General features: G+C 68.4%; 10 protein-coding genes. 5 read left to right on the top strand and 5 right to left on the bottom strand.

The features are described from left to right. Positions 1–410: 410 nt before the first annotated feature. Entirely contained in the window at positions 411–1,796 is a 1,386-nt protein-coding gene (locus ACGFH6_RS10870) for an NAD(P)/FAD-dependent oxidoreductase (RefSeq protein WP_393382482.1), read from the top strand. Continuing rightward, positions 1,741–2,487 carry a nucleotidyltransferase domain-containing protein gene (locus tag ACGFH6_RS10865; RefSeq protein ID WP_393382480.1) on the top strand — a complete coding sequence of 249 codons (747 nt, stop codon included), beginning with the start codon at positions 1,741–1,743 and terminating at the stop codon, positions 2,485–2,487. Before ACGFH6_RS10870 ends, ACGFH6_RS10865 begins: the two co-directional genes overlap by 56 nt. Here ACGFH6_RS10865 and ACGFH6_RS10860 read toward each other — a convergent pair. Genes ACGFH6_RS10860 through ACGFH6_RS10840 form a run of 5 tightly spaced genes read right to left on the bottom strand, consistent with a single transcriptional unit; the run spans position 2,474 to position 7,590 of the window. Then, complete coding sequence (locus ACGFH6_RS10860; RefSeq protein ID WP_393382479.1) at positions 2,474–3,493, bottom strand: ABC transporter ATP-binding protein; 1,020 nt, start codon at positions 3,491–3,493, stop codon at positions 2,474–2,476. The two genes, ACGFH6_RS10865 and ACGFH6_RS10860, sit on opposite strands and share 14 nt — an antisense overlap. Next, positions 3,490–4,530 (bottom strand): ABC transporter ATP-binding protein, encoded by a 1,041-nt coding sequence (locus ACGFH6_RS10855; RefSeq protein WP_393382477.1) that lies wholly within the window; start codon positions 4,528–4,530, stop codon positions 3,490–3,492. Before ACGFH6_RS10855 ends, ACGFH6_RS10860 begins: the two co-directional genes overlap by 4 nt. Continuing rightward, complete coding sequence (locus tag ACGFH6_RS10850) at positions 4,527–5,435, bottom strand: ABC transporter permease (RefSeq protein ID WP_393382475.1); 909 nt, start codon at positions 5,433–5,435, stop codon at positions 4,527–4,529. Before ACGFH6_RS10850 ends, ACGFH6_RS10855 begins: the two co-directional genes overlap by 4 nt. Next, positions 5,428–6,408 (bottom strand): ABC transporter permease, encoded by a 981-nt coding sequence (locus ACGFH6_RS10845; protein WP_393382474.1) that lies wholly within the window; start codon positions 6,406–6,408, stop codon positions 5,428–5,430. Before ACGFH6_RS10845 ends, ACGFH6_RS10850 begins: the two co-directional genes overlap by 8 nt. A gap of 6 nt (positions 6,409–6,414) precedes the next feature. Then, complete coding sequence (locus tag ACGFH6_RS10840; RefSeq protein WP_393382472.1) at positions 6,415–7,590, bottom strand: serine hydrolase domain-containing protein; 1,176 nt, start codon at positions 7,588–7,590, stop codon at positions 6,415–6,417. 149 nt (positions 7,591–7,739) lie between these two features. Here ACGFH6_RS10840 and ACGFH6_RS10835 point away from each other — a divergent pair, with 149 nt between their 5' ends. From ACGFH6_RS10835 to ACGFH6_RS10825, 3 genes are read left to right on the top strand one after another with little or no spacing between them, the layout of a single operon-like run. Beyond that, on the top strand, positions 7,740–9,347 hold the full coding sequence (locus ACGFH6_RS10835) for an amidohydrolase family protein (protein WP_393382471.1): 1,608 nt from the start codon (positions 7,740–7,742) through the stop codon (positions 9,345–9,347). An 18-nt stretch (positions 9,348–9,365) separates the two neighbouring features. After that, positions 9,366–11,135, top strand: coding sequence for a serine hydrolase (locus ACGFH6_RS10830; protein WP_393382469.1), 1,770 nt, complete (start codon positions 9,366–9,368; stop codon positions 11,133–11,135). A gap of 24 nt (positions 11,136–11,159) precedes the next feature. After that, entirely contained in the window at positions 11,160–12,884 is a 1,725-nt protein-coding gene (locus ACGFH6_RS10825) for an ABC transporter family substrate-binding protein (protein WP_393382467.1), read from the top strand. Positions 12,885–12,894: the final 10 nt, after the last annotated feature.

The raw sequence follows: 12,894 nt of genomic DNA, 5'->3' as shown, positions 1-12,894 counted from the left end.
CCTCGCCGACAGACGCCCGCACCGAACCCACGTCCCCAGTCTTACCCGGCGCGCCGTACGAGCATGATGACCTACTCACCGTCACATCAACAGCACTCTCTGCCATTGCGTCGACCTGCGATGCATCCTGACGGTCGCCGGCACGTCAGCTTGCTGTCGGCGAGGCCAGGCGGGCGACGGGAACGACGTCGGAAGGACGGCTCTCCGGAAAGAAAGTTGCGCCTGGGGGCTGCAAGTTTCCGGAAAGGGCGGAAACGAGGGGCCTGTGGGGTGAGATGGTGGTCGGTTGGTTCAGCTGGGTGGCGCCGAGGGCCATGGGCTGACGAGACTGCGGGCAGGGCGCGGTGGCATGTCACAAATCGGTGGGCTGCCCTGTCTTAGTTAGTGAGGAATCGATGGAGGAGATGTTCGTGCGCAGGATTGTTGTGGTCGGTGGTGGGTACGCCGGCTTCTATGCGGCGTGGAAGCTGGAGAAGAAGCTGCGGCGGGGTGAGGCCGAGGTGGTTGTGATCGATCCGCGGCCGTACATGACGTACCAGCCGTTCCTGCCTGAGGTGCTGTCCGGGTCGGTCGAGGCTCGGCATGCGGCGATCTCGCTGCGGCGGAACCTGCGTCACACCAAGCTCATCGCCGGATCGGTGACCAGGGTCGAGCATGCCCGGCGCACGGTGACGATCCAGCCGGTCAAGGGGGCCGAGTACGAGCTCGAGTACGACATCATCGCGGTGACCGCCGGTGCGGTCACCCGGACGTTCGACCTGCCCGGTGTCGCCGACCGCGCGATCGGCATGAAGCACGTGGAGGAGGCAGTCGCGATTCGCGACCGTCTGCTCACCGCCTTCGACGAGGCGTCCGTGCTTCCGCCCGGGCCGGAGCGGCAGCGCCTTCTGACCGTGACGTTCGTGGGTGGCGGCTTCGCCGGCGTCGAAGGCTTCGGTGAGCTCCTGTCGCTGGCCAACGCCCTGCTCAAGAAGTACCCGGAGCTGAGCCGCGACGATCTGGCCTTCCACCTGGTCGAGGCGACCCAGCGGATCCTGCCCGAGGTCACCGACGGGCCCAGGAAGTGGGTGCGTTCGCTGCTCGAACGGCGTGGCGCACACCTCCACCTCGACACCACCCTCGTGTCGGCCGAGGACGGCCACGTGATCCTGTCGGACGGGACGGAGTACGACACGGAGCTGCTCGTCTGGACGGCCGGCAACGCCGCGACCCGACTGGTGCGTGGCCACACCGACCTGCCGGTGACGGAACGTGGTCTGATCCAGACGCGCGCCGATCTGCGGGTCGGCACCGAGGCCGAAGTGGTCCCGGACGCCTGGGCAGCCGGCGACGACGCCGCCGTCCCGGACCTCGCCTCCCCGGTCCCCGGGGCGTCCACGGTGCCCAACGCGCAGAACGCCGTACGCCAGGGGAAGCGGCTGGCGAAGAACCTGCTGGCGTCGCTGCGTGGCCGCGAGCCGAAGAACTACATCCACCACACGCTCGGGGCCGTTGCGACCCTGGGCCTGGGCACCGGGATCTTCCAGTTCCGCTGGATCGTCGTCAGGGGCTTCCTCGCCTGGCTCATGCACCGCGGCTATCACGTCCTGGCCGTCCCGACCTGGGACCGCAAGATGCGCGTGCTGTCCGTGTGGCTCGCGGCCGCGATCTACGGCCGCGACATCGTCTCGCTGGCGTCGGTCCAGCGACCGCGGGACGCCTTCGTGAACGAGGCTTCCCTGCCCAAGTTAAGTTTGGCGGATGTTCACAGTGGAGGAACGCCTGCGGTTGCGGAACCGGCTGATCGAAGCAGCTGAGCACGACGACCGGATCGCCGCTGCGGCACTGACGGGCTCGGCGGCCGCCGGGGCCGAGGACGAGTGGTCGGACATCGACCTCGCCTTCGGCCTCGCGGACGGAGCCGATCAGGCCGCCGTACTCGACGACTGGACCGGCCGGATGTACGGCGACCACGACTGCGTGGCCCACCTGGACATGCGGGTGCGCGGGACGGTCTACCGCGTCTTCCTGCTGCGGAACACCCTCCAGGTGGATATCGCGTTCGCGCCCGCGGGCGAGTTCGGCGCGCTCGGTCCGACGTTCGCGCTGCTGTTCGGCGAAGCGAGCGAGCAGCAGCCGTTCGCCGAAGCCGCGGCGAAGGACCTGATCGGCATGGCCTGGCTGTACGCGCTGCACGCCCGCTCCAGCATTGCCCGCGGCAAGGACTGGCAGGCCGAGTACATGATCAGTGGACTCCGCGATCACCTGCTCGCGTTGATGTGCCTCCGCCACGGCGTACCGACATCCCAGGGCCGCGGCTTCCACCTGTTGCCGGAGGCAATCACCAAGCCGGTCGAGGACACACTGGTCCGCTCCCTCGACACCGGCGAGCTGACCCGCGCGTTCAGCGCATCGATCGACGTACTCCTGCCCGAGATCGAGGCCGCGGATCCCGAGCTGGCCAGGAAGCTCGCCGATCCGCTCCGGGCGCTGGCTACACCACGGTGAGTACCTCGGCGTAGTGGCACGCCGCCGGATGCCCCTGACCACGGTCGGTCAGCGCCGGAGTCTCCTCCACGCAAAGACTCTGCTCGGTCTCAGTCAGTACGGCGAACTTCGGGCAACGGGTGCGGAAGCGGCAACCGCTCGGCGGACTCACCGGGTTGGGCACGTCACCGCTGATCACGATCCGCTCCCGGGCCCGGATCCGCTCCCGGCGTGGATCCGGTAGCGGGATCGCGGAGATCAACGCCTGCGTGTACGGGTGAGCCGGACGGTCGAACAGCTCGTCCCGGTTGCCGATCTCGACGATCTGGCCGAGGTACATCACCGCGACCCGATCGGCGATGTGTCTCACCACCGACAGGTCGTGGGCGACGAACAAGTACGCCAGCCCGAGCTCCTGCTGCAGGTCTTCGAGCAGGTTGACGACGCCGGCCTGGATCGACACGTCCAGGGCCGACACCGGCTCGTCGAGAACGAGCAGATCGGGGCGCAGGGCAAGGGCGCGCGCGATGCCGACTCGTTGCCGTTGGCCACCAGAGAACTCGTGCGGATACCGGTTGCCGTGCTCGGGGTTCAGCCCGACGGTTGCGAGCAGTTCGCGCACCCGGGCCGGCCCTTCGGCGTCGTACCGGCCGTGGATGCGCAGCGGTTCGGCGATCGCGTCCGTCACGGTCATCCGCGGATCGAGCGACGCGTACGGGTCCTGGAAGACGATCTGCAGCCGTTGCCGGAGCTTGCGCATCCGGGCCGAGCCGACCGCACGGAGGTCCTCGCCGTCGAACACCACCTTGCCCGCTGTCGCAGGTTGCAGGTTGAGGACGGCGCGACCGGTGGTCGACTTGCCACAGCCCGACTCGCCGACCAGGCCCAAGGTCTCACCGCGATGCAGGTCGAACGAGATGTCGCAGACGGCATGTACGTCGCCGTTGCGCCTGCGGAGCACGCCCTTGCTCCGGACGGGATAGTGCTTGACCAGGTTCTGCACGGACAGCAGCGGCTGCTCGCTCATCGGGTTCCTCCCGCACTGTCCAGCGACGTCTGAGCGAACACGTCCTCCGGTCGCCTTCCTTCGAGATCGTTGGAGAAGTGGCACGCCGCGAGATGATCGGCCGCGCCGACCGCGAGGAGATCGGGCTCATCGGTGTCACAGATCTCCGCCCGCATCGGGCATCGCGGCGCGAACGGGCAGCCCGGCGGCAGATCGAGCAGGGACGGCGGTGCACCCGTGATCGGGACCAGACGCTCCGACCGCCCGTCCAGCCGTGGCAGGCTCCCGATCAGTCCGAGCGTGTACGGCATCCGTGGCGCGTAGTAGATGTCGTCGACACCACCGAGCTCGACCGGGCGTCCGGCGTACATCACCAGGACGCGGTCGGCCGATCCGGCGACGACGCCGAGGTCGTGGGTGATCAGGACCATCGCGGCGTCGGTCGCGGCGCGGGCCGTCTCCAGCGCCTGCAGGACTTGGGCTTGCACGGTGACGTCGAGGGCCGTGGTGGGCTCGTCGGCGATGATCACGTCCGGGTCGTTCGCCATCGCGGTCGCGATCACCACTCGTTGCCGCATGCCGCCGGAGAACTCGTGCGGGAAGTCGCGGGCCCGTTCCCGTGGGCGTGGGATCTGCATCGCCGCGAGCAGGTCGACGGCCCGTTCGCGGGCGGCCGCCGCGCTGACGTCGTTGTGCGCGCGGACGGCCTCGGCGATCTGGTCGCCGACCGGGTAGACCGGATTCAGCGACGTCATCGGGTCCTGGAACACCATCGCGATCCGGCCGCCGCGGATCCGCTGCAACTCCTTGTCCGGGGCACCGATCAGCTCCTGCCCGCGGTACCGGACCGAGCCGCCTACCCGGGCCGAGGCCGGCAGCAGGCCCATCACCGCCATCGAGGTGACCGACTTGCCCGAGCCGGACTCTCCGACGATGCCGAGTACCTCGCCGCGGCGCAGTGCGTAGCTGACGCCGCGGACCGCGCGGACCAGGCCGTCCTCGGTCGGGAACGACACGGTGAGGTCCTCGACCTCGAGCACTGTCTCGCGGTCACTCACGGGCGCACCTTCCGCTGGGTCGGATCGAACGCGTCCCGCAGTCCGTCGCCGATGAAGTTGATGGTGAGCGCGATCAGCACGATGAACGCGCCGGGGAAGTAGAACAGCCAGGGCCGTGTGCTCACCGCGGTGTCGGCCTCACTGACGAGCAGGCCGAGCGAGGTGTCCGGTGGCTGTACGCCGAGACCGAGGAACGACAGTGCGGTCTCGACGAGGATCGCCGCCGCGACCAGGATCGTGACGTTGACGATGATCGGTCCGAGCGCGTTCGGAATCAGATGCCGGAAGATGATCCAGCGGTCGGTCGCGCCGAGTGCCCGGCTGGCCTCGACGTACTCCTTCTCCCGCAGCGACAGGACGACGCCGCGCACTACCCGCGAGACGTAGGCCCACTGGAGAGCGGCGATCACCAGCGCGACGAACCACCACGAGCCCGAGGTCGCCCGGGTGAGTACGGCGGCGACCGCCAGCAACGGCAGGGTCAGGACCAGGTCGGCGATGCGCATCATGATGCTGTCGGTCACACCGCGGTAGTAGCCGGAGAAGGCACCCCACAACGTGCCGAACAGCCCTGCCAGCAAAGCGATCAGCAACGCGATCTCGATCGATCGTTGGGTGCCCCGCAGTACCTGCGCGAAGGTGTCGTGACCCAGGTTGTCGGTGCCGAACGGATGCTGGGCCGACGGCGGCACGGACGCCGCCGGCGTGATGTCGGCGTACCCGTACTGCCAGACCGCGCCACCCACGAAGGCCAGCAGGACGATCGCGACGAACAGGACCAGACTGATCACGGCCGCCTTGTGCCGGAGGAATCGGCGCAGGACCAACTCGCGCTGGCTGCGCTGCCTGACGGTGCTGACCGGCCGGGTGGTGGGTGCGGCGACGGTCGAGAGATGCTCACTCATAGCGGATCCGTGGGTCGAGGAGGGCGTACAACAGGTCGGCGATGAGGTTGAAGACGATGACGGCGACCGCGACCACGAGCAGCCACGCCAGTACGGCGTACGCGTCGCGCTCGTTGATCGAGCTGACCAGGAAGTCGCCGAGTCCACGCCACTGGAACACGGTCTCGGTGATCACCGCCCCCGAGATCAGGGCGGCGAAGTCGAGCGCGGTGATCGTCACCATCGGGATCAGCGCCGTCCGCAGCGCGTGTTTGATCACCACCCGGCGTCGCGACAGCCCTTTCGCCCGGGCGAACAGAACGTAGTCGCTGTTCAGTACGTCGAGCATCGAGGCTCGCTGGAAGCGGCTCCACGCACCGAACGAGATCAGCGCCAGCGAGATGGTCGGCAGCACCAGGTGGCCGGCCGCGTCGGTGAGATGGGCCCACGTCCCGCCCTCCACGATGACCGATCTCTCCCCGATCGTGGAGACGACCTGCCCACCGACCAGGTTGTTCAGCGAGATCCCGCCCTGCTTGAGCAGTACCGCGAACCAGAACGACGGCATCGACAGGAAGAGGAACGCGGCGAAGGTGAAGCCGTAGTCGATCCCGGAGTACTGCTTCACCGCACTGACCACGCCGACGAACACCGCCAGCAGCAAGGCGAGGACGACGGCGACCGCGATCAGCCGCAGCGTGACGCCGAACCGGGTGACGATCTCATGGCCGATGTCGACGTTGGTGCGGACCGACGGCCCGAAGTCGCCGTGCACCACGCCGGTGATCCAGGTCCAATAGCGCTGCAGGACCGGCTGATCCAGATGCAGGCGCTCCGCCTCGACCGCGACGACCTGCGGCGACGGTGGCGGGTTGCGTCCCTTCAGGTTCGCCAGCGGATCGCCTGACAGCGTGACGAGCAGGAACACGATGAACGTCGACGCGATGATCACCGGGATCGAGACCAGCAACCGGCGGATGGTGTAAGTCAGCACGTCGGCCTACCGCGCCGCGGTGATCGCGTCGAACACCGCGGTCGCACTCGGGTCGACTTGGGCCTGCGTCGTCTGGTCGTTCCCGAGCAGCACCACCGCGATCCCGTCGTCGGGGAACAACGCATGCATCGCATGGAAGCCGCCGACCGTACCGTTGTGCCAGATGAGCGGTTTGCCCGCGTACGTCTGGGCGACCCATCCACACGCATAACTGCCGAGGTTCGGCGTGAACATCAGCCGCAGCGTCTCGGCCCGGAACAGCCCCGGCCGCAGCAGCGCCGCATCCCAGCGCGCGAGGTCTCCCGCGGTCCCCGTGATTCCACCCGCGCCCAGCATCCACGGCAGGTTCCACTGGTACGCCCGGCGTACGCCGTCCGCCTCGGCGTAGTAGCCGAGGGCAACGTCCCGGCTGCCCAGCGCCGGATAGCTCTGCCTGGTGTCGCGCATCCGCAGGGGCCGGAAGAACGACTGCGCGAGGTACTCCCCCAGCGTCATCCGCGTCACCTTCTGCACGACCAGCCCCAGCAGCAGGTAGTTGGTGTTGCTGTAGGCGTACTGCGATCCCGGTGCGAACTGCAGCGGCAGGGTCTGCAGTTTCGCCACCACCTCCGAGTGATCCCGCTCGCCGCTCGCGACAAAGGCGTCGTACGCCGGTTCGAACAGCGGGAACTGGTTGTAGTCGATAATGCCGCTGACCTGCTGCAGGAGTTGGAGCAGCGTGATCGCGGCCCCGCGTGGATAACCGGGCAGATACTTGCCGAGGGGATCGTGGACGGAGAGCTTGCCGCGTTCGTGCAGCCGCAGTACGGCGGCCGAGGTGAAGCCCTTGCTGATCGAGCCAAGGTTGTAGATCGTGTCCCTGGTCGCCGGGCGCCGGCCCCGGGACAGGTGCAGCCGGTCGTCCAGCTGCTCGACCTCGAAGAAGTCCTCGCCGGTGAACACGTCGGGCTCGCCACGGTCGCGCAGGCCGTAACCCTTCGTGAAGATCGTCCGGCCGTGCTTGCTCACCGCAACGGTGATGCCGACGCCGGGTGGCCGGATCGCCGCCACGATCTCGTCGATCCGCCGGATCGTCCCGCGGGGGGACCGCGCTGCCGCCTCGGCCGGCGCCGTCAGACCCGCCGCGGCGACGCCGGCCAGAGACGCCGTCAGGAGCGTCCGTCTCGAGGGTGTGCTCGCCATTCCCGACCTCCGTGTCGTCGTCCGGACCTCGCAGCCCAGTGCAGCCGGTCGGTCCAGGTCGGCTCTTCGTCGTATCGCACACAAGATCGGCGCCGACTTCGGCCGATTGGACGAGTACCGCGGCCGTCGCAGCGGCTCAGGATGCTCGCATGTCGACGACTCTGATCATTCGAGGCGGTACTGTCCACGACGGCACCGGCGGCCCCGGCCGGGCCGCCGATGTCGTGATCGAGAACGACCGCATCGTCGCGATCGGGCCCGATCTGGCCCGCGACGACCAGGACGCCGAGGTCCTGGACGCGACCGGTCTGGCAGTCGCGCCGGGCTTCGTGAACGTCCTGAGTCACTCCTACTTCACCCTCGAACGCGACGGCCGCGGACTGTCCGACCTGTACCAGGGCGTCACCACGCAGATCTTCGGCGAGGGGATCTCGATCGGGCCGTTCACCCCGGCGATCCGGGCCGAGCTCGAAGCGACCCGCGACGCGGGCGACCCCGAGCTGGTCTGGGACCGGCTCTCGGAGTTCCTCGCTCACCTCGAGACCAAGGGCGTCGTCCAGAACGTCGCCAGCTTCGTCGGAGCGCACAACCTGCGGATGATCGGCGCCGGCGCCGACGACCGCCCGATGACCGCGGCCGAACTGGCGAACGTCACCGGCATCCTGGACGAGGAACTCGCCGACGGCGCCCTGGGGATCGGCTCCGCCCTCATCTACCCACCCGGCTGCTTCGCCTCGACCGACGAACTGGTTGCCTTGTCCACGGTCATCGCCAAGCGGGGTGGCATGTACATCTCGCACATGCGCAGCGAGGGCGACCACTTCCTCGAGGCCGTCGACGAGCTGATCGAGATCGGCCGCCGCGCCGGGGTCCACGCGGAGATCTACCACCTCAAGGCGGCGGGACGGCACAACTGGCCGAAGATGGCGCAGGCGATCGAGCGCGTCGAGGCGGCCCGCGCGACCGGTCAGCCGGTCACCGCGGACATCTATCCGTACCTGGCCGGTCAGACCTCGCTGGGGGCGTCGATCCCGCCGGACTTCCACGACGGTGGCCATGAGGCGCTCGCCGCACGCCTGGCCGACCCCACCGAGCGGGCCCGGATCCGGGAAGCGGTCGTGACGCCCTCCCCGCGCTGGGAGAACCTCTACCTCGCCGCCGGCGGCGCCGACGGCGTGATGCTGCTCCCCGATCCGAACGGCCCGGTCGCGAAGTACCGCGGACTCAGCCTGCAGCAGGCGGCCGACGCCGACAGCCAGGATCCGGTCGAGATGCTCTGTCGCCTGGTCGAGCAGGAACCGTCGCTGAGTGCGATGTACTTCATGATGGACGAAGACGTGCTGCGCAGCGCGCTGCGCAATCCCTGGGTCTCGGTCGGTTCTGACGCGCAGACGTTCGCGACCGAGGCGCCGTACTCGGACGGTGCGACGCATCCGCGCTCGTACGGCACGTTCGCCCGCATCCTCGGCCGGTACGTCCGCGAGGAGTCGCTGCTGAGCCTGCCCGAGGCGGTCCGCCGGATGACCAGTCTGCCGGCCGGCAACCTCGGTCTGCGCGATCGCGGTGTGCTTGCTCCGGGCAACTATGCGGACGTGATCGCGTTCGATGCCGGGACCGTCGCCGACCGGGCGACGTACGAGGAACCGCACCAGTACGCCGTCGGCATGCGGCACGTCGTCGTCAACGGGACGGTCGCGCTCGCCGGCGGCGTACCCACCGGCAACCTGCCCGGCCGCGCGCTGCGCCGTGGCCAGTAGCCCCGCGAAGGAGAAGGCATGAAGGAACAGCTGGAGCAGGTGCTCGGGCCTGTGCATGCGCAGGCCTGGGTGCACGCGGTCGACCTCACCACCGGCAAGGAAGCCGGGTACGGCGAGGACACCCCGGTGGTCCTGGCGAGTGTGTTCAAGATCCCCGTACTGGTGGAGTTGTTCCGCCGGTTCGGCGACGGTCGGCTCGATCCGGCGACGCGGATGGATGTACCGGTCGACGGTCGTTCGGCCGGGCCGACCGGGTTGTCGGTGATGGCCGGCCCGATCGAGCTGTCGCTGCGCGATCTGGCGTACTGGATGATGAGCGTCAGCGACAATGCGGCCACCGACATCCTCGTCAACCTGCTCGGCACCGAGTCGATCAACGCGACCGTGCGCGAGCTCGGACTGACCGCGACCCGGGTCGACGGCACCTGTGACGACATCTACCAGACCATCTACGCCGACATCCCCGACACCGACGAGCTCGAACTGGAGGCCTGGCGAGCCGCCCGGGCGATCGATCCCGCGCGCACCCTGCAGGCCTCGACGCCCCGCGACATCACCAGGCTGCTCGCCGCGATCTGGAACGACGAGGCAGCGCCTCCCGAACAGTGCGCGGAGATGCGTCGCATTCTCGCGGGGCAAGCCTGGCCGCATCGACTCCGCAGCGCGTTCACCGAGACGGGCACGATCGTCAGCGCGAAGACCGGCACGCTCCGGTTCTGGCGGAACGAGGCAGGTGTCGTCCGAACTCCCGACGGAAGCCGGTACGCCGTCGCGTCGTTCGTCCGGACCGACGACCCGGACTACCGTCTCCCCGCGGTCGACGCGGCAGTGGGATCCGTCGCGCGGATCCTCGTCGACAATCTGAGGTCGGTCCCGACCAAGCTTCGTACGCCGGTCACCGCGACCGCGTCGACTCCGGACGAGATCCGCGCGTACGCCGGTGAGCTCGGCGCCGAGATCTGGTTGCATGCGCGTGATCTCACCACCGGCCGGACGGTCGGCGTCGACGCGGAGACGCCGGTGGTCACCGCCTCGGTTCTGAAGGTCCCGGTGGCGCTCGAACTCGCGCGTCAGGCCGTGGCGGGCGAGGTGGATCTGACCGAACGGATCACGGTGCCGGCCGAGGGCCTCGTCGCTTCGCCGTACGGGCTGGCCATGCACCGCGATCCGACGCTCATCTCCTACGACGACCTCGCCCTGCTGATGATGGTGATCAGCGACAACGTGGCCACTGACCTCGTGATCGATCGGGTCGGCAAGGACCGTGTGGCCGCACTGCTGGCCGAGCTCGGGTTGCCGGGGACCGCCGTACCGCAGAACTGCGCGGAGATCCTGGCGTCGATCGAGGCCGACCTCGCGATCAGCTACACCGACGACGAACGCGAGCTGGCCGACGTACCGGTGGAGCAGCTGCGCGCGCTGCGCGCACTCGATCCGGCCGGGACCTGCCGGACGACGCCGGACGAGATCACCAGTCTGCTGGCCGCCATCTGGCGGGACGAGGCCGCCGATCCGCAGGCTTGTGCCTTGGTCCGCGGCTGGATGGGCAAGCAGGTCTGGCCGCACCGCCTGAGCAGTGGATTCCCCGGTGACGACATCACGGTCAGCGGCAAGACAGGCACGCTGCCGTTGGTCCGCAACGAGGTCGGCGTGGTCGAGTTCCCCGACGGCGGCCGGTACGCCGTGGGTGTCTTCACCCGGGCCGCCGATCCGGCTCCCAATGCCCCGCAGTTCGACGGGCTGATCGGCTGGGCGGCCGCGCAGGCCGTGGCCCAGCTGCGTTCCTGATCCTTCTCATCCCCTGGAGCCGACATGGCTTTGCGAACCGCAGTCACGGCCGCCGCTGGTGCCGCCGTACTGCTGCTGGCCGCGTGCAGCGGCGGCGGCGGTACGACGAACTCCGGCGACGGCCGGGTGTCCGATCCGCTCAACACCGCGAACACCGCCACCGTACGATCCGGCGGCACCGTGACCTACACGATCACCTACCCGATCTCGAACTGGAACGTGCTGAACTCGGGCGGCGCGACGTACTCGGTGCTGGACATCTCCAGCGTGCTGCTGCCAGGCGTGTTCCTGATCCAGCCGGACGGATCGCTGGCCCCGAACGAGCCGGTCGCCACGAAGGTCGAGAAGGTCGCCGATTCACCGCAGACGATCCGCTACACGCTCAATCCGAAGGCGGTCTGGTCCGACGGTACGCCGATCTCGGCCGACGACTTCGCCTACACCTGGCGGGTGCTCGATCCGCGCCAGTGCCCGAAGTGCCAGGCGTCCAACACGGCCGGGTACGACCGGATCAAGTCGGTCACCGGGTCGAACGGCGGCAAGACGGTGACGGTCGTGTTCGACCAGTCGTACGTCGACTGGAAGGCACTGTTCTCCCCGATCCTGCCGGCACACGTGGCCGCGACGTACGGGTCGGTGACGACGCCGGCCGGGCTGGAGAAGAGCTTCAACGAGGGGTTCGCGAAGAACGTGCCGAAGTTCTCGGCCGGGCCGTTCAAGATCCAGGAGTACACCTCGGACGGTTCGGTGGTGATGGTCCGCAACGACAAGTGGTACGGCAAGGCGCCGAACCTCGACAAGCTGGTGTTCCGCCTGATCACCGACGTCTCGCAGCAGCCGACCTCACTGGCCAACGGCGAGGTCGACGTGATCTACCCGAACCCACAGGTCGACATCGTCCAGCAGGTCGACGACCTGCCCGGGGTGAAGTACCAGGTCACGCCCGGCGCGTCGGTCCATCAGGTCTGGCTCAACCTGAACGCGCCGGCGCTGAAGAACATCGCGCTGCGCAAGGCGATCATCCAGGCCGTCAACGTGCAGGGCGTGATCGACAAGACGATCGGGCAGTTCGACCCCACGGCCAAACCGTTGCGCAGTCACCTCTTCATCGAGGGCTATCCGGGCTACTCGGACGTGGACTCGGCGAACGAGTACGGCATCGGCGACGTGGAGAAGGCCAAGAAGACGCTGACCGACGCCGGCTACACCGGAGTCGGGTCGAAGGTCGTCGCTCCGGACGGTACGCCGGTACCGACGCTGCGGTTCATCGTCCAGGCCGGTGACAAGCTCCGTGCCAGCGAGGCGCAACTCGTGCAGGCGGCGGTCGCGCCGCTGGGCCTCCAGGTCAAGTCCACCCCGGTGCCGAACACGATCGACGGAGTCCAGGCCGGCAACTGGGACCTGACCGTGGGCACCGTGACGCAGTCACCGTTCTCGGCCACCAGCAACATCCCCTACTACCTGAGCTGTCCGGCTGGGGTCACTTTCTGCCGGTTCAACCTGAACAACTACGGCAACCCGAAGGTGGACAAACTGCTGAACGCGGCGCTGTCCGCGACCAGCGCCGACCTCGCGACGAAGGATCTGCAGGAGGCCGACAAAATCGTGTCCTCGGACTACGCGGTCCTGCCGCTCTACCAGAACCGGTCGTTCCTGGCCTACAGCGCGAAGATCGGCAACATCCGGGAGAACAGTCTCGCGTTCCCGACCTACAACACCGAGCAGTGGGGACTGCTGGACGGCTCATGACGACCACCGC

Origin of the sequence: Kribbella sp. NPDC049227 (genome assembly GCF_043197265.1) — a bacterium.
In the GTDB taxonomy this organism is placed as follows: domain Bacteria; phylum Actinomycetota; class Actinomycetes; order Propionibacteriales; family Kribbellaceae; genus Kribbella.
This window is presented reverse-complemented; position numbering and strand designations above follow the sequence as displayed.

Bases quoted from the DNA above. Each gene is read 5' to 3' on its own strand.
- ACGFH6_RS10865 (WP_393382480.1), top strand. From the start codon at position 1,741: ATGTTCACAGTGGAGGAACGCCTGCGGTTGCGGAACCGGCTGATCGAA.
- ACGFH6_RS10860 (WP_393382479.1), bottom strand. From the start codon at position 3,493: ATGAGCGAGCAGCCGCTGCTGTCCGTGCAGAACCTGGTCAAGCACTAT.
- ACGFH6_RS10850 (WP_393382475.1), bottom strand. From the start codon at position 5,435: ATGAGTGAGCATCTCTCGACCGTCGCCGCACCCACCACCCGGCCGGTC.
- ACGFH6_RS10840 (WP_393382472.1), bottom strand. From the start codon at position 7,590: ATGGCGAGCACACCCTCGAGACGGACGCTCCTGACGGCGTCTCTGGCC.
- ACGFH6_RS10835 (WP_393382471.1), top strand. From the start codon at position 7,740: ATGTCGACGACTCTGATCATTCGAGGCGGTACTGTCCACGACGGCACC.
- ACGFH6_RS10830 (WP_393382469.1), top strand. From the start codon at position 9,366: ATGAAGGAACAGCTGGAGCAGGTGCTCGGGCCTGTGCATGCGCAGGCC.
- ACGFH6_RS10825 (WP_393382467.1), top strand. From the start codon at position 11,160: ATGGCTTTGCGAACCGCAGTCACGGCCGCCGCTGGTGCCGCCGTACTG.